Below are 16,839 nucleotides of genomic sequence, written 5' to 3'. Positions count from 1 at the left end.
GTAGAAATTTTTATAATATTCAGCTACTATCAAAAGGTAGGTAAAAAATTATTGGGGGTTTTTTAATGAAGAAGAAGAGAATGTATTCAGCAACAGCTTTAGCGGCATTTACCGCAGTAGCTGTAGGCGCAACAGGTATTTTAGCAGAAGTGGCAATTTTTACAGATGTAAGTGCGAATCATCCATATGCTGAGGGCATTAATGCATTAACAGCTGCCGGCGTCGTAAAAGGGTTTGGAGATGGTACATTCAAGCCAGATACAACTGTTACGCGTGGACAAGCAGCTAAGATGATTACAGGTGCATTGAAACTAGATACTACAAACGTAAAAAATCCAAACTTCAAAGATATCGAAACTTCGAATCAATACTACAGCCAAATCGCAGCATTAGTCGCAACAGGCTTTGTAAATGGCTATGAAGACGGTACATTCCGTACAGCAGATAAAATTACACATAGTCAATTCGCAAAAATTCTAACAAATGTTTCTGCCGTTTATCCAGTTGATGCTACAGCATTATTAACTGAAGCAAAAGTAGTGTTCAATCCAACAAAACAGCTTACGCGTGGAGAACTTTCAAGCGTATTAGCAACGATGTTAGCAGGTGCTACACCGGCTCCAGAACCACAGCCAGAGCCAACTCCAGAACCAGAAACAAATAATTATAAATTATCAATTATGCATGTTAACGATACACATGGACGTGTTGAAGAGTTCCCTAAACTAATGACAGCAGTCAATGAGCAACGTGCTAAAAATCCAGATGCATTGCTTTTACATGCAGGGGATATTTTTAGTGGGACATTATACTCCAATGAATTTGAAGGACAAGCTGATCTACCTTTCATTAATGCATTGAAGTTTGATGCCATTACATTAGGGAATCATGAATTTGATTTAGGCTCTTCACCTGAAGGACATAAAGCGCTAGTTGACTTTATTAAAGCGGCACAATTCCCGGTTTTAACTGCAAATGTTGATTTTTCAAAAGATGCATTATTTACTGGTATGTTCTCAGATTTAGTATCAAGTGAGCCAGAAAACGGCAAAATATACAGCGGTATGATTAAAGAAGTGAATGGCGAAAAAGTTGGTATTTTCGGCTTAACAACTGCTGAAACAAAGGATATTTCATCTCCAGGTAGTATCGTATTCGAAGATTACATCGAAGAAGCGACAAAAGCGGTAAAAGCGTTTGAAGACAAAGGTGTAAATAAAATTATCGCGCTTACACATATTGGTTTCGATGACAATGCAGCATATGATAATGACCAAATTCTAGCAAAATCTGTGCCAGGAATTGATATTATCGTAGGTGGTCACACACATACAGAATTAAAAGAACCATTTATTGTTGATACAAATACTGTTGGCGAGAAAAAGGATGCTACATTAATCGTACAGGCTAAAGAGTATGCAGGTTTCCTAGGTACATTAAATGTTGATTTTGATGAAAAGGGTGTCATCGTTAAGCATGATGGACAATTAATTGAGGTAGGCAAACTTGCGGATGATGCGGAAGGCTTAAAAATGTTAGCACCATTTAAAGAAAAAGTGGATGCTATTTCTGCAACTGAAATTGGGGTTACATTAACGGAAGAGTTAGTAAGTCCACGTACTTCAGAAACTGTTACAGTAGGAGTACGTAACAGCGAAACAGTTTTAGGAAACATTATTACAGACGGTATGCTTACTAAAGCGAAACAGTTTACTGATAAAAAAGTAGTAATGGCAATGCAAAATGGCGGTGGAATTCGTGCTGCTATCCCAGCAGGCAATATTACGACAGGTCAAGTAATTACTGTGTTGCCATTTGGTAATACGCTAGCATTAATGGACGTTACAGGTGCAGAATTAAAAGAGGCATTTGAACATTCTGTAAAAGATGCTCCTAAAGAAAGTGGTGGTTTCCTGCACATTTCTGGTGCTAAGCTAGAATACGATTCTTCTAAGGAAGTAGGATCTCGTGTCGTTTCATTGAAATACTATGACGAAGCAACAAAAGCGTATGTAGATGTAGCGGATAACGAAACATATACAGTTGCAACAAATGCCTTTACAGCTAAAGGTGGCGACGGATTTAATATGTTTAAAAAGGCATACGAAGCCGGCCGTGTAACAGACTTAGGCTTATCTGATTGGGAAAACTTAAAAGAACAACTGTTATCAATGAAAGAAATTAAGTTTACAACAGAAGGTCGCATCGTAGACACAGCTGCAACACAAGAAAAATAATAAACACTTTAAAAACCACTAATTTAGGCGACTATTTTAGTGGTTTTTTTATTTTTTTTTTTAGCAATATTATTATGTAAAATGAATCATTATTTTATCGTTAAATAATGATTGCAGATAGAATATTCTGAAAAATGGACGAATATACTATGATAGATTGTTATATAACAATTACTTTGTCCTATTTTTTGAATATTAATATGAACAAAATTCACGTACCATAGAGAAAATATTTACATTTTATAGTAGAAATATGTAAAAACTTAGAATATATTTATGTATATACGTAATGAGTCTTAATTCATTCGTATATTAGTAATAGTTCAAAAAGGGGGGATTTTATGGGGTCATTTCAGTTGTTCGGAAAAGAGCTAAGTTCGCTCAAAAATCGCAAAGGATTACTTTTTACATTGATTGGCGTTATGTTAATTCCAATTGTTTATGTAGCTGTATTGCTTTCTGCTACATGGGGGCCATATGACAATTTGGATAATTTGCCGGTCGCATTCGTCAATAAAGATGCAGGCGGTGTATCAAGTGGTCAACCGATCAATGTCGGCAATGATTTAATGGAAACATTGAAGGAAAGTAAATCATTGGGGTGGCATTTCGTTACAGAAAAAGAGGCAATGGATGGGCTCGAAAAGCAGGAATTTTATTTAGTAGTGGAAGTACCTGAGGACTTTTCACAAAAGGTAACTACAGTACTTGATGCAAATCCGCAAGTACCAGAGCTTCGATACATCCAAAATGAAGGCTTAAATTTCATGGGTGCCCAAGTGACGAATAGTGCGGTGGAAAAGCTTCGTGAACAACTAGGGGACAAGATTACTGCAACTTATGCCAGAACAGTATTTGCTAGATTTACAGATATTGAGACTGGATTTGCAAGTGGTGCAGATGGGTCGAAGCAAATTCTAACTGGTACAGAACAGCTAGCTGAAGGCACGAACACATTGCTATCATCATTAACTGATAAATCAGCCGATATTAATCAACTAGCTGTTGGTGCAAAAACTGCCGATGATGGTGCAGGTCAAATTTTATCTGCTATTAATGGCGGGACAAGTAATATTAACCGTTTAGCTAGTGGAGCGAAAGAAGTAGCAAACGGGGCAGGTCAACTAAAGAACGGTTCTGAACAAGTTTTAGCTGGCTTAACTTCAATCCAAGGGGCAACGAATCAGGTTTATAATGGTCTGCAACAATTACAGCCGGGTTCGGAAAATTTATTAAATGGTTTACAACAACTATCAACTGGTGCGAATCAGTTATATGCAGGAATTGCTATAGGTGATGGAACTGCAGCTAATCCGGGGTTAGCTAATGGCTTAGCTCAATTGGCTACAGTTCTTCAATCAAAACAAGCGGATATTGAGCAATTAGGTCAAGGCGCACAACTTCTGCAAGGGTTGGCACAAGCACCAGGCCTGGAAACATATCGTGCTAATTTATTGGCTTTAAGTGAAGGCTTAACAGAATTAGCGACAATTTATCCGGTTGCTGTTCAAAGTGCAAGCGCTTTAAATAATGGTGCCCAACAAATCGCACAATCGATGCCAAGCTTAACGACAGGATTGGAAAGTGCAATCGTTGGTCAAAAAACAATTGTAGGCGGCATTGATGCACTCGTAACAGGTCAAGGCCAGACAGTAGCAGGAGTGGGTCAGTTAGTAAACGGACAAAAAGCGGTAGTATCAGGTGCCACTCAATTAGCTAGTGGTGCTTCACAAGTAGCCAATGGTAACCAAACGTTAACAAGCTCTTGGAATCAGTTGGGCGCAGGTGTTTCTAACCTGAAAAACGGCCTAACACAAATAAGTACTGGAAATGAAACGGTAGCTGTAGGCTGGCAAACGATGACAGAGGGCGTTACTTCAATCAATGATGGAGTTAATCGTCTTCAAGCAGGTTCATCTGATTTAGCTACTGGTTTAGAAGGTGGACGTGATCAAGTGGCGTCATTACGAATTACCGATGAAAATATTGCGATGTTCTCTTCACCAGTAGTACTAGCTGGTGAGAAGGTGAATCCATATGAATATTACCGTGATTCAACAGCACCGTATATTTTATCGTTAGCATTATTCGTAGGTATGCTTGTATTATCACTATTTGTTGATTTCAAGAAGCCAGCAGTACTGCCAAAATCAGCGGTAAGCTGGTTCGTTAGTAAATGGATGCAATTAGCAATGTTTGCAACAATACAGGCGGTGCTCGTTACTGTATTTACGCTACTAGTATTACAGTTATCGGTAGATAATGTATTGTTATTCATTCTATTCGCTATTTTTGTAAGTATTGTATTCATGTCAATTATCTTCTTCCTAGTATCGGTTGCAGGTCATATCGGACGCTTTGTCGCACTTGTGTTAGTAGTAGCGCAATTATCGATTACAGGTTCGAATTTACCAATTCCGATGTTGCCGGAAAACTTACAGGCAGTAAGTTCGTTCTTACCATTTACGTATTCGATATCAGGCTTTAAATCGGTTATTTCATTAGGAGATGTTTCGTTACTATCTTCTAATGCCGCAATCCTTGCCATCTATTTAGTAGGGGCGTCGGTGTTGGCTTTCATCGCATTTATCGTAAGCTACAAAACTCTTACGACAAAGTATACACCGGAAGTGGAAGCTCAACCGACTGTTTAAAACAGCCATTATGTAAATATGAAAGCTCCGAAATTTGTCGCGAACAAGTTTCGGGGCTTTCTGTATATTCGGTAAAAATCCAATAAAAAAAGTGCTGAAACGTTATGTTTCAACACTAATAATTTATCTAATTAAAACTCTACGTTTGCAACCATGCCTTCTTCATCATCAATGTCGAGTGAAATACGTGCTGACATTGAGTCGCGGCCTAGTTGCTCGTCGATGTATAGACGAAGTGCCATAATGAAATTGACTGAGTTGTATACATCCAACTGACCATTATAGAATGCTTCTGCTGAATAGCCTGCTACATCATCGTACATAAGCTCGACTTCAACTTCATCAGGTGTTACATTTTTGAATTTTGCATGGAATAAACATACGGCATTAATTAAATCTTGTTCAAGTAATGTTAGCTTTTCCAAGTATCTGTTACCTCATTATCTTTTTTGCGTTTAATGATCTGATAAATTTTAACTAGGAAGAATACGATTGCTGCAATTGCTGCAACGTTTATAAGTAAGCCTAAAATGTTGCCTAACATTCCCATACCGGCAAATAAACTACCGAATAATAGTCCAGCTAAACCACCAAGCATAAGACCTTTCATAAGACCGCCTTTATTAGAAGATGCTGTATTTGTATCTTTTTTTGCAGTTGTGCCGTTATTTTGTTTGGCAGTTGTTGGGTTTGTAGCATCATTATTATTTTTTTGAATATTTGTGTTGTTATTGTTGTTATTGCTGAAACCTTTTTTCCCTGATTTATAAGACTTTGCTTCAACTGTCTGTGCATCGCTAGCGAATAGAATTGTCGAACCTACACTTGAAAACACTAGTGCAAACGCTAACATTATTGCTGATAATTTTTTCATGTCTTTCCCCCATATAATCTTTTTTATTTACTTTAGTAGTATACCAAAATAAGAACTAAATAGAAAATGAAAACTCTCTCAAGAAATAGAACGTGCATTACTTAAAAGATGACATTTACTTGTTGAATAATCGAAAAATATTGTATTCACAATATTGAAAATGTATGATGGATAGAATATTCAGTGGAAAATTCTGAATTCACATAACTATGTAAATTATAGGGTAAAAGCTAGGGGGAAGTAATGATGAGTAAAATTCGTATTGGTATTGTAGGTTACGGAAATTTAGGGAGAGGGGTAGAAGCAGCGATTAGTCAGAATGATGACATGGAATTGGTAGCTGTTTTCACGCGTCGAGACCCTAGTACAGTTGCCATAAAGTCAGCGAATGTACCGGTCTATTTAGTGAAAGATGCACCGAAATATAAAGAACAAATTGATGTCATGATTTTATGTGGAGGTTCTGCTACAGATTTACCGGAGCAAGTACCTCATTTTGCACAATGGTTTAACACAATTGATAGCTATGACACACATGCCAATATTCCGTCGTTTTATGAGGCGGCAGATGCAGTTGCGCAAAAGAATAATACTGTATCGATTATTTCAGTTGGATGGGATCCGGGTTTATTTTCTTTAAATCGTTTGTTGGGAGAAGCAGTGCTGCCGGCAGGTCATACATATACATTTTGGGGTGACGGCTTAAGTCAAGGTCACTCGGATGCTGTCCGTCGCATTAAGGGTGTGAAAAAAGCAGTCCAATATACTTTACCTATTAAAGAAGCGGTGAATCGTGTCCGTAATGGTGAAAATCCAGAGCTGACAACGAGAGAAAAGCATGCTCGTGAATGCTATGTTGTAATGGAAGAAGGCGCAGATGCAAACGTCATTGAAACAGAAATTAAAGAAATGCCGAATTATTTTGCAGATTATGATACGTCTGTAAATTTCATTACAGAAACTGAATTTGATGAAAATCATCAAGGTATGCCACATGGAGGTTTCGTAATTCGTTCTGGTCAGTCAGGTGAAGGGGATAAACAAATTTTAGAGTTTTCATTAAATCTAGAATCAAATCCTATGTTTACATCGAGTGTTTTAGTTGCCTATGCACGTGCAGCCTATAAACTGCATGCTAAAGGAGATAAAGGAGCTAAAACGGTATTCGATATTCCGTTTGGCTTACTATCACCTAAATCTCCAGCAGACTTGCGAAAAGAATTACTTTAATTGGAAGAAAAAACGACGTCTATTTATAATTAGAAGTCGTTTTTTTGATGAAATTAATAATATTGTTTGCGAATTTCGTGAGATTTGTACATTTCTATATAGAAAGTCTTTTCTTCTAACGCTTTGCCACGTATGATAGAGAAGATTATTCAACTTCTTTTGTAGAAGGATTGAAGTAGGGCATCTCAGCAAGTTGCCAATGTAAAATTGATTTTTAAAGAAAGGATGTTTACTGTGCAGGATAAGCGTTTTAAAATCGCACATAAAGAAGCATTAATCGGAGTTGTTCTTGTCATAATAAACTTTTCGATTTGGTATGGTTTTGCTTATGGACTCGGTTCAGGCAATCCGCTTCAATATAAATATGTTTTAGGGTTCCCGGCCTGGTTTTTCTATAGCTGTATTGCTGGAACAGTTTTTATGATTATTTGTATTTGGCTTGCGATGAAGCTTTTCTTCAAAGATATTTCACTTGAAGAGGAGGACAAGCATCAATGATTCACTGGCAAGTAATAGTACCACTTTTCATATTTTTGATCGTAATATTCGGAATAGGAATTTGGTCAAATAAACAAGTTCGGACTTCGACTTCTTTTATGCAGGAATATTTTTTAGGCGGCCGTGAAATGGGTGGCTTCCTGCTTGCAATGACTATGATGGCTACATACGGAAGTGCATCAAGCTTTATCGGGGGGCCAGGTGTTGCTTATAACACGGGTCTAGGTTGGGTATTGCTCGCAATGGCGCAGCTTCCTGCCGGCTATTTTGTACTGATGGTTCTTGGAAAGAAATTTGCAATTGTATCACGTCGTATTGAGGCAATTACATTAATCGACTTTTTAAAGAAACGCTATAACAGTCATACGATTGTTATTTTATCGGCGATAAGTATCATTATTTTCCTGTTTGCTTCGATGACAGCACAATGGGTAGGTGGGGCGCGGTTAATTGAATCGTTGACTGGGCTTTCCTATACGAACGCATTATTGATTTTTGCAGTGGCTGTTTTAGCATATGTAATCATAGGAGGTTTCCGTGCCGTGGCATTAACAGATGCCTTGCAAGGGTCGATTATGATTATCGGCACAGTTATTTTATTGATTGCTACTGTAATTGCCGGTGGCGGTGTAGAAAATATAATGCAAGGCCTGGTTGCGGAAAATCCGAATTTAGTTTCACCATTTGGAGCAACAGGAAACTTAACTCCTTTATATGTTTCAACGTTCTGGATTTTAATCGGGTTAGGTGTAATCGGTTTACCTCAAATTGCGGTGCGTGCAATGAGCTATAAAGATTCAAAAAGCTTACATCGTGCAATTTCAATTGGTACTATAGGAATTGGAACAATTATGTTCGGAATGCATTTAATCGGTGTATTTGCGCGTCCTGTAATGCCAGGGATTGAAGTTGGCGATAAGGTGATGCCTTTATTAACGCTTGAAGTACTACCACCTCTTTTAGCAGGAATTGTTCTTGCTGCTCCAATGGCGGCCATTATGTCGACGGTTAATGCATTGTTGATATTAGTAAGCTCTACTGTTGTGAAAGATATTTATTTAAATTATATCAATCCAAAAGCTAGTGATACACAAATTAAAAATCGCAGCTTCTGGGTAACGACAATTATTGGAATTACAGTCGTTATTTTTGCGGTAAAACCGCCTGAACTATTAATTATGCTGAACTTATTTGCGTTTGGCGGATTGGAATCAGCATTCCTATGGAGCGTTGTGTTTGGACTCTATTGGAAAAAGGCGAATAAATATGGAGCAATTAGTTCGATGATTGTTGGTATAGTGCTGTATATTGTTATTTATAGCTTTGCAGAAAATATATACGGCATGCATTCGGTGACAATTCCTATTTTTGCATCTTTATTTACATTTGTAGTTGTAAGTTTAATTGCAAATAAAGTAAAGAAAATAGAGGATTATCATTTTTAAGAGCCCTTTCAAAAAAGCCGAAGCAATCATATGATAGATTGCTTCGGTTTATTTGACGTTATTAACTTATTATTATAAACTAGGTTACGTAAAGTAACTTAAAGGAAACAAGGTGATAATATATGGAAAATATAATGGCAATTTTAAAAGATAAAATTCAGCTTATCCGTCGAGACGATTTGCAAAATATTGCACTTGTTGGACCGGTAAAGCTACCAATAAAACAAGGTGATTTTGAAGCGACTTTCCAATGGTATTCGTGGACTACTGTCGGGAAGGATTTAACGAAAGAGCAGGTAGTACAGTCAATACCATCGATGAATTTAGCTTTCGGGCAGCAATCATCGGTATTAGTATATGGCGATTTTACACATCATGAGAATGCTTTAATTCGCATGCACAGCATTTGTCATACAGGTGATATTTTCGGGTCACAACGCTGTGATTGCGGCTACCAATTGCATGAATCTATGAAAATGATAGTCGATCATGGCTGTGGAGCAATATTATATTTGGCAGATCATGAAGGGCGCGGCATTGGTTTGTTTTCAAAATCACTCGCGTATTTATTACAAGAGGAAGCATTTGATACAGTAGAGGCAAATCATGCACTAGGCTTTGAAGATGACACTCGTTCATATGACGATGCCATCCGTGTATTACAAGTACTCCGTGCAAAACCAGTGACACTTATTACAAATAACCCGAAAAAGCTGGACGCCTTGCAAAAAAGCGGGCTTCTAGTGGCTGGTCATATACCTTTATGGGGTGGCCTAACCGAAACAAATGAACAGTATTTGCAAACGAAAGTACAAAAGTCTGGACACATGGGTTTAGTTGAAAAGCTAACAGTTTAAGGGGAATGAATTATATGAAAACAGATCAGGACTATATGCAACTGGCACTCCAATTAGCGGCAAGTGCAAAAGGGAATACGAATCCGAATCCACTAGTCGGAGCTGTCATTGTGAAAGATGGTGTCATTGTAGGTACAGGGCTTCATCGAAAAGCAGGAGAGCCACACGCTGAAGTTCATGCAGTGAAAATGGCAGGCGACCATGCAAAAGGAGCTACTATTTATGTGACGTTAGAACCATGTTCCCACTATGGTAAAACACCACCTTGTGCAAATCTAGTAAAAGAAAGTGGAGTTGCCCGTGTTGTTGTTGCCACAGAAGATCCGAACCCTGAAGTAGCAGGACGCGGAATTAAACTTTTACGGGAAGCAGGGATTGAGGTAGAAGTAGGCATTTTACAGCAGGAAGCTCAAAAATTAAATGAACGCTTTATCCATAATATGCTGACAGAGCGGCCGTTTGTTGTGGCAAAATTTGCAATGACTTTGGACGGCAAAATCGCTACATATAATGGACATTCCCAGTGGATTACGAACGAAGAAGCACGTGCTGATGTTCATGAACTGCGACATGAAGTGGATGGGATACTCGTAGGCGTCCAAACCGTGATCAATGATAACCCGAAACTGACAACCCGTCTTGCAGATCGCCAAGGTCGCAATCCAATCCGTGTTGTGTTGGATCGTACATTGAGAACACCTTTGAATGGTCATATAGTCAATACGACCGAAGCACGTACTATTATCGTGACGTCACACGATGCAAACGAAAATGACATTAAGCAATATGAAAAGCAAGGTGTTGAAATTATACAAGTAACGGCAAATTCAACGGGTCTTAATTTGGAGGAAACTTTAAAAGCATTATATAAAAAGGGAATTACGCATTTATTGGTTGAAGGTGGCGGTACTGTAAATGCTTCATTTTTACGGAATAATTTCATCGATCAATTTATTGTCTATATCGCCCCGAAAGTCTTAGGCGGCAAACATTCGATAACACCATTTACCGGAGACGATGTTGAAACAATTGATTTTGCTTCACTCGTTGAGTTTGATGAAGTGACACGAATTGGGGAAGATTTACGCATTATCGCTTATCCTAAAAAGGTGAAGTCCGATGAATAGAAAAGTGGATGTATGCATTGTGGGCGGTGGTCCAGGTGGGACGTTACTTGCAAGCATTTTAGCAGAGCATAATATTTCAGTCCTTTTACTGGAACGTACAAATGGCTTTGCGAAAGCATTTAGGGGAGAGCACTTAAATGAAGAAGGAGAGCAAGTTTTAAAGCAGTATGGATTATTCGAGCGGATTGAAGAGCTCGGGTTACTTCGAATGGAAACATTGGAATATTGGATGGATGGGCAAAAATTCAATACAGTTTACCCTGATCCAGCGATTGGACATTTAGGCATTCATGTACCGCAAGCGCACCTTTTACAGGCGATTGTCGAACAAGCTCAAAAATATACTAGTTTTGAATATCTATTAAATACGACGGTTAAAGAGCTTATACAGGATGAACACGGTCATTATACAGCTGTAAAGGCGCTTCAAGACGATCAAGTCATACAAATAGATGCACAGCTTATTATTGGGGCAGATGGACGCCATTCAACAATTCGCAAATTGGCAAATTTGGACGTGACGATTCATAATCATGGCTATGATTTACTATGGGCAAGAATACCGGCACCGGAAAACTGGACTCCGTCAATTAAGATGGCGCTCGTAGATGGCATGCAAATATCGCTTTTTACCCAAACAAACGGTTTTGTACAAATCGGATGGAATATAGAAAAGGGAAGCTATCCGTCTTTACGAACACAGCTATTCCATCCATTTATTGAAAAATTAATAGAAGCATTTCCGCAATTAGCCGATTCAGTCAACGAGCATATACAGTCTTGGCGTGACTTTGTACTGCTTGATGTTTTTAGTACAACAACAGAACAATGGGAAAAAAACGGTGTGATATTGATTGGGGATGCAGTCCATACAATGACCCCAACCGGAGCATTCGGTTTAAACAGTTCACTAATGGATGCTCATATATTAGCGCAATGGGTTCTTCAAAAGAATCCATTTGATTATAGCTGTGCTATCGAACGCCAGAAACAAATTGCAGAAATTCAAGCATTACAAATCGAAAAAGAACAAAAGTTTCAAGATGCTTTTGTTATTTTAAGTTAGGTGAGAAAAATGAAATTTGGTTTTGATATTGATGATACACTAATTGATTTACGTCGACATGCGTTTCATTTATATAATAAGAAGTTAAACAAATCGATTGGTGAGGACCTGTTCGATAAGATTCTGACAGTTGAAATTCATGAAGCATTTGGAATGACGAATGAAGAAGGCAGTAAAATGTGGAATGATTCGATGGAAGATATCTATTTTACAGATTGCCCAAGCTATGAAGGGGCGAAAGAGGTTTTACAAGCCTTAGCAGAAGAAGGGCATGAAATTTACTATATTACATCACGTCCGAAAGGCTATTGTGAACAAACGCGTGAGTGGGTAAAGGCACAAGGATTTCCTGTTGTAAATGAGCGCTTTTTTTGTGGTATGAAAGATCATGAGAAAATTGATATTATAAAAAAATTACAGCTTGATGTCTATGTTGATGATAAGCCGGCCGTTTTAAATACGCTAACAGGGACAAAAACGAAAGTCATCGTTAAAAATCAGTCATATAATCAAGGGATTGAATGTACACGACTATTAAACTGGCGGGAATTTCATGCATTAATCGAGCAATTTTCATCGTAATTGTATAAGGGTGAAACTTAAAAAATCTATCAGAATCCCATATTATCGCTAAATAAAGTTATAATAGTTTGAATTTTTTACTTTCAACTCGTAAAATCTATGGTATTGTTATGAGTATATTGTTAAGGGTTGGGGGATAAATAAAACTATGATTACAGAACAACATTACGAAGCAAGCATAAATTATAATGGGATTATTTTGCTATCGGCCTACTTGCAGCGCCAGTATGTGTACCGTACCATTCAAGTCCGTTTAAATGGTGCGAGTGAAGAGCCTTTAAATAAAGTGAAAAATATGCTTGATCATACAGAGGCTATGCTAAACGTCTTTGAAGAAGCGAAAAGTCTATTGGATGGTCAACGAAATAAATTGAAGTCCTTTGCAGATGAAGTGAGCTTAATGATGCAAAATTATATAAAGGAAAATCCGGATTTTAATGAACGTCTAGCGGTTGTTGGTTCTACACTTTATTCGGAACAATTGATGAATAATGGGATTATTAAACTAGGCTATATTTTCAAGCAAAACATCGGAAAAGATTTCCCGGCTCGAGTTAAATTTTATGAAGAGCGAACAAAGGTTATCGATGTGATGGTTCAATTAGTGTCTGATGGAAAAGAGATTGAGCAAGGTATGCAGGACATTTTAAACAAATGGTATGAAGGCATTGCCAATCAGAAAAAAGGTATTATGGACGATCTATCGAAAATCAATGAAATGCTTGATTATAAAATACCGCGATAAAAAACCTTGCCATTTAAAATAAATGGCAAGGCTTTTTTGAGATTATAGACGTTCGAAGAATACTTTATCGATATTGTATTTAGCTTGGAATTGGTTAATCGCGTATGTTTCGTAAATTTCACGTTCCATTGGATCCTCAATTTCATATACTTCAATTTTATTGATTTCTTCACGATGGTTTTTCATTGGTGATACATTGTCTTCAAAGTGCTTTTTAATGCGTTGACGAATTTTACGTGCTTTCCCAACGAATAAAAGTTCATTTTTCTCATTATAGAAGAAGAAAATTCCGCCTTTATCACGCGTAATTTTGTGGAAATCAATAAAGCCGAAATAAGGTGTAATTTCCACTTCTCCTTGTTTTAAAACTTGCTCACGCTGACGAATTACTAAATCAGGTTTTGGCATTTCAATTTTAATCAATTTGTTCACGTCCCTAAAGTATTATAAAGGCTTATTTTACATGAAATTCACATAAATAGCTATCTATATAGATAATACCCATTTTTTATTGTATAAATCATATAAAAAACATTCATTACTTTACATATTATCCGACACTAAATAGTGAAGATATTAAAGTATCTCTTCGAACAAAATACTTTTAATACATTATCATTTCTCCTTTTTGTTAATAAAAAACCAATTATCAATGCTCTAGTCAAGCAATAAATATGAAATTTATTCAATATTTCCTTATATTTTGGAATTTTCACTTTCTTTTTTATGCAATATTGATTATTGTATATCTAATTGTGTTTAAAGAGAGAGAAGGAATAATTATGCAAAAATATAAAGGCGAACTGTTAATGCTTATTACCGCAGTTATGTGGGGAAGCGGATTTGTTGGAATGGCGAAAGGTTTGGAGCATTGGACCGTATTTCAATTAATGGCGGGACGTTTTTTGTTGGCTTCTATTTTATTAAGTATGATTTTCTATAAAAAAATTCGGTTAATAACGAAAGCCGTCTTGTGGAAGGGCGCAGTGCTGGGAGCTATTTTGTTTACTGCTTTTGCATTACAGACTATGGGATTGGAATATACGACTCCATCCAAAAATGCATTTTTAACGGCGATTAATGTTATTATCGTGCCTATTATCGCCTATGTCATCTACAAAAGACGCATCGATCGCTTTGAATTTATCGCTGCCGGAATTGCGGTTGTCGGGATTGGCTTCTTATCGCTGCAGGATTCATTGATTATTAATGTTGGGGATTTCTTATCGATACTTTGTGCGGTAGGGTTTGCATTTGATATTTTTTATACAAATGTATTTGTAAAGACAGAGGACGCATTGGCTTTAACGATCGTTCAATTTTATACTGCAGCCGTGTTAAGTGTGATCGCTGTCTTAATATTAGGTGAAGTACCGACTAGCTATAGTTCTGAAGGACTTGGGATCATTGTGTATTTAGCCGTTTTTTGTACCGGCGTTGCGTATGTTTGCCAAAATATTGGGATGCAATATGCGAATCCTACAAAATCAGCGATCATTTTATCAACCGAATCATTGTTCGGTACGATGTTCTCTGTACTGATTTTACATGAAATTTTAACGGGACGTATGCTTGTAGGATGTGTGCTTATTTTTATCGCCATTCTTTTTGCCGAAGTGAAACCTACATTTAGACGGAAAAAGTCCTTTATTTAAATAAGTAGAGAGCTGTATTTAAAGTCTTTGAAACTTTAATACAGCTCTTTGTTTATGTTTACGTAAATACGGAAAAAGATAAGAGAAGAAAAAAGGGGAGGACTGATATTAATGTTAAATTATACGCGAAAAGGATCTGGAGAAGTGGTCGTGTTGGTCCACGGCTTCTTAGGTTCAACATCAATTTTTGATAAAATTATCGAACCATTAACAAAGTGCTTCGATGTCATTGCAATTGATTTACCCGGACATGGAAAGAGTGAGGCTCCTGAAGGGGAATACACTGTGTACCAGTATGCAGAAGATATTATCGATATTTTAACGTTAGAAAAAGTTGAAAGGTCATATTGGATTGGCCATTCAATGGGCGGGTACATTACGCTGGCAGCCATCGAAAAGCAATATACGAACATTGAAAAGGCTGTTTTATTGTATTCATCTGATGCACCTGATACCCCAGAAGCGATCGAAAAACGAGCGAAACAACAGGAAGAAATATTATTGCATGGAGTCGGACCGTTTGTAGATGGCATTATCCATAACTTCTTGGCACCAAATGCAGATGCAGAAGATGTACTGTTTGCAAAAGAAGTCGCCTATGAAGCGAATGCGGAAGGACTCGTAACGGCACTTGGTGCAATGAAATCACGTCCAAATCAAAAGGATTTAATGGATACAACATCTACACCAATTTTAGTCATTGAAGGTGAACAGGACAAAGCTGTTACACCAATTGTGACATCAAACCCTCATGTTAAAAAAGTGAAAACAAATACAGGGCATCTCGGTATGCTGGAAGATTCCAAATCCGTAACCCGCGAAATATTAAATTTCTTGAATGAAGAAAATTAATAGATGTAGCATGTCCTTGGAGAACAACGGCTACGAGGAAGAAACCAAAAATAAAGCAGTTCAAACTTTACTCATCGTAAAATTTGAACTGCTTTTGTTTTGAGAAGGGTTTAGTCATAGCCTTTTTAATTGAAACGATCTTTTAAATATATTGTAATCCAATTAAAATTCTCGTTTTTTTCTAAATTGGAAATAAGACCAACGATGATGGCAGGTCTTGGCATTTCCATCATTAGCTCTTCCTTCAGCAATTGGATGGATTCCAGCTCTAGCCGATCATTTGTTTGTTGCTGTAAATAATCCAATTCCTCAACGATATGTTCAATTGAATAGTTCTTTATCCGACTGTAAAGCTGTGATGAATCCTGTAAAAAAACAATTTCACTTTTCGTAGCTAATAGCGTCGTTTTCTCTACGAGTGAATCAGCAAGTTTTATGACATCGAACGGTTTGCACGATTCGAAGAAATTTTGTAAATACGCCTGTACCATCCCGTTAACAACGAGCACTAAATCGTATTGCTTCCCTTCAATCTGATCTCCAAATACTTCGAATAATAACTTCTCCAAACTTTTCTTGGCCAAATCAACATAATATTGAATTCGTTCAATCAACGTCTCATTAATCGCAGAAACCTTTTCCTTCATCAATATTTCCGCAAAGCCTGTATATTGTGACATAACTTTAAATGTATGAACAAAATAAATGTGGAGCTTTTCTGATGGTGTGGAGCCTTCTTTGACTGCTCGGTCAACTTCTCTTATTATATTGTTCATAAAATGTTCAATTATTGAATAAATAAGTTCATCTTTTGATTTAAATGAAAGATAGAAAGCACCTTTAGAAATGCCGCAGTGATCAGTGATTTGTTGAACTGACGTAGCTTCTATCCCTTTTTCTGCAAAAAGCTGTAGGGCAGAATCCATTATTAATTGTTTTCTTGTCATAATAATTTTGAGCCCCTTTCAATTGACACGTGACCGGCTAGTCATTATTATAGAATGGTGGTTACATATA

16 protein-coding genes are annotated in these 16,839 nt (G+C 37.3%); 12 read left to right on the top strand and 4 right to left on the bottom strand.

Annotation, left to right across the window (positions count from 1 at the left end):
• Positions 1–65 precede the first annotated feature (65 nt).
• Both H9632_RS07310 and H9632_RS07305 read left to right on the top strand, forming a co-directional pair.
• Entirely contained in the window at positions 66–2,237 is a 2,172-nt protein-coding gene (locus H9632_RS07310; protein ID WP_191703457.1) for a 5'-nucleotidase C-terminal domain-containing protein, read from the top strand.
• A 341-nt stretch (positions 2,238–2,578) separates the two neighbouring features.
• Entirely contained in the window at positions 2,579–4,891 is a 2,313-nt protein-coding gene (locus H9632_RS07305; protein WP_191703456.1) for a YhgE/Pip domain-containing protein, read from the top strand.
• Between the two features lie 131 nt (positions 4,892–5,022).
• Here H9632_RS07305 and H9632_RS07300 read toward each other — a convergent pair whose 3' ends face one another.
• Together H9632_RS07300 and H9632_RS07295 are read right to left on the bottom strand one after the other, a co-directional pair.
• Positions 5,023–5,316: a YxcD family protein gene (locus tag H9632_RS07300; RefSeq protein WP_191703455.1), complete on the bottom strand. Its 294-nt coding sequence runs from the start codon at positions 5,314–5,316 to the stop codon at positions 5,023–5,025.
• Positions 5,304–5,765, bottom strand: coding sequence for a hypothetical protein (locus H9632_RS07295; RefSeq protein WP_191703454.1), 462 nt, complete (start codon positions 5,763–5,765; stop codon positions 5,304–5,306). Before H9632_RS07295 ends, H9632_RS07300 begins: the two co-directional genes overlap by 13 nt.
• Before the next feature lie 246 nt (positions 5,766–6,011).
• Here H9632_RS07295 and H9632_RS07290 point away from each other — a divergent pair, with 246 nt between their 5' ends.
• From H9632_RS07290 to H9632_RS07255, 8 genes are all read left to right on the top strand, one after another.
• Positions 6,012–6,995 (top strand): diaminopimelate dehydrogenase, encoded by a 984-nt coding sequence (locus H9632_RS07290; RefSeq protein WP_191703453.1) that lies wholly within the window; start codon positions 6,012–6,014, stop codon positions 6,993–6,995.
• A 234-nt stretch (positions 6,996–7,229) separates the two neighbouring features.
• Positions 7,230–7,493 (top strand): YhdT family protein, encoded by a 264-nt coding sequence (locus tag H9632_RS07285; RefSeq protein WP_318247680.1) that lies wholly within the window; start codon positions 7,230–7,232, stop codon positions 7,491–7,493.
• Positions 7,493–8,938, top strand: a complete 1,446-nt coding sequence (panF, locus tag H9632_RS07280; protein ID WP_191703514.1) for a sodium/pantothenate symporter — start codon at positions 7,493–7,495, stop codon at positions 8,936–8,938. Before H9632_RS07285 ends, panF begins: the two co-directional genes overlap by 1 nt.
• A gap of 122 nt (positions 8,939–9,060) precedes the next feature.
• On the top strand, positions 9,061–9,795 hold the full coding sequence (locus H9632_RS07275) for a GTP cyclohydrolase II (protein WP_191703452.1): 735 nt from the start codon (positions 9,061–9,063) through the stop codon (positions 9,793–9,795).
• A gap of 14 nt (positions 9,796–9,809) precedes the next feature.
• Entirely contained in the window at positions 9,810–10,922 is a 1,113-nt protein-coding gene (gene ribD / locus H9632_RS07270; RefSeq protein WP_191703451.1) for a bifunctional diaminohydroxyphosphoribosylaminopyrimidine deaminase/5-amino-6-(5-phosphoribosylamino)uracil reductase RibD, read from the top strand.
• Positions 10,915–11,988, top strand: coding sequence for an FAD-dependent monooxygenase (locus tag H9632_RS07265; RefSeq protein WP_191703450.1), 1,074 nt, complete (start codon positions 10,915–10,917; stop codon positions 11,986–11,988). The genes ribD and H9632_RS07265 overlap by 8 nt, the downstream gene beginning before the upstream one ends.
• A 9-nt stretch (positions 11,989–11,997) precedes the next feature.
• Positions 11,998–12,570 carry a 5' nucleotidase, NT5C type gene (locus tag H9632_RS07260; RefSeq protein ID WP_191703449.1) on the top strand — a complete coding sequence of 191 codons (573 nt, stop codon included), beginning with the start codon at positions 11,998–12,000 and terminating at the stop codon, positions 12,568–12,570.
• A 148-nt stretch (positions 12,571–12,718) separates the two neighbouring features.
• Positions 12,719–13,315, top strand: a complete 597-nt coding sequence (locus H9632_RS07255) for a transcriptional regulator (protein WP_191703448.1) — start codon at positions 12,719–12,721, stop codon at positions 13,313–13,315.
• Between the two features lie 42 nt (positions 13,316–13,357).
• On the opposite strand, the gene H9632_RS07250 is transcribed toward H9632_RS07255, so the two are convergent.
• The gene (locus H9632_RS07250; protein ID WP_191703447.1) at positions 13,358–13,738 is read right to left on the bottom strand and encodes a nucleotide excision repair endonuclease; all 381 of its coding nucleotides are present in this window, start codon (positions 13,736–13,738) and stop codon (positions 13,358–13,360) included.
• A gap of 359 nt (positions 13,739–14,097) precedes the next feature.
• Here H9632_RS07250 and H9632_RS07245 point away from each other — a divergent pair, with 359 nt between their 5' ends.
• Both H9632_RS07245 and H9632_RS07240 read left to right on the top strand, forming a co-directional pair.
• Positions 14,098–14,970, top strand: coding sequence for a DMT family transporter (locus H9632_RS07245; protein ID WP_191703446.1), 873 nt, complete (start codon positions 14,098–14,100; stop codon positions 14,968–14,970).
• Between the two features lie 111 nt (positions 14,971–15,081).
• Positions 15,082–15,822 (top strand): alpha/beta fold hydrolase, encoded by a 741-nt coding sequence (locus tag H9632_RS07240; protein WP_191703445.1) that lies wholly within the window; start codon positions 15,082–15,084, stop codon positions 15,820–15,822.
• Positions 15,823–15,947: 125 nt separating this feature from the next.
• On the opposite strand, the gene H9632_RS07235 is transcribed toward H9632_RS07240, so the two are convergent.
• A complete protein-coding gene (locus tag H9632_RS07235; RefSeq protein ID WP_191703444.1) occupies positions 15,948–16,769 on the bottom strand; it encodes a TetR/AcrR family transcriptional regulator in 822 nt (273 codons plus the stop codon).
• Between the last annotated feature and the right edge of the window lie 70 nt (positions 16,770–16,839).

Origin of the sequence: Solibacillus merdavium (assembly GCF_014836935.1) — a bacterium.
Classification (GTDB): Bacteria; Bacillota; Bacilli; order Bacillales_A; family Planococcaceae; genus Solibacillus; species Solibacillus ferritrahens.
Note: the sequence above shows the minus strand (reverse complement) of the source record. Positions and strands in the feature narration are given on the sequence as shown.

Coding starts and splice junctions, on each gene's coding strand:
- H9632_RS07245 (WP_191703446.1), top strand. CDS start 14,098: ATGCAAAAATATAAAGGCGAACTGTTAATGCTTATTACCGCAGTTATG.
- H9632_RS07310 (WP_191703457.1), top strand. CDS start 66: ATGAAGAAGAAGAGAATGTATTCAGCAACAGCTTTAGCGGCATTTACC.
- H9632_RS07295 (WP_191703454.1), bottom strand. CDS start 5,765: ATGAAAAAATTATCAGCAATAATGTTAGCGTTTGCACTAGTGTTTTCA.
- H9632_RS07275 (WP_191703452.1), top strand. CDS start 9,061: ATGGAAAATATAATGGCAATTTTAAAAGATAAAATTCAGCTTATCCGT.
- ribD (WP_191703451.1), top strand. CDS start 9,810: ATGAAAACAGATCAGGACTATATGCAACTGGCACTCCAATTAGCGGCA.
- H9632_RS07260 (WP_191703449.1), top strand. CDS start 11,998: ATGAAATTTGGTTTTGATATTGATGATACACTAATTGATTTACGTCGA.
- H9632_RS07240 (WP_191703445.1), top strand. CDS start 15,082: ATGTTAAATTATACGCGAAAAGGATCTGGAGAAGTGGTCGTGTTGGTC.
- H9632_RS07235 (WP_191703444.1), bottom strand. CDS start 16,769: ATGACAAGAAAACAATTAATAATGGATTCTGCCCTACAGCTTTTTGCA.
- H9632_RS07290 (WP_191703453.1), top strand. CDS start 6,012: ATGAGTAAAATTCGTATTGGTATTGTAGGTTACGGAAATTTAGGGAGA.
- H9632_RS07305 (WP_191703456.1), top strand. CDS start 2,579: ATGGGGTCATTTCAGTTGTTCGGAAAAGAGCTAAGTTCGCTCAAAAAT.
- H9632_RS07255 (WP_191703448.1), top strand. CDS start 12,719: ATGATTACAGAACAACATTACGAAGCAAGCATAAATTATAATGGGATT.
- H9632_RS07265 (WP_191703450.1), top strand. CDS start 10,915: ATGAATAGAAAAGTGGATGTATGCATTGTGGGCGGTGGTCCAGGTGGG.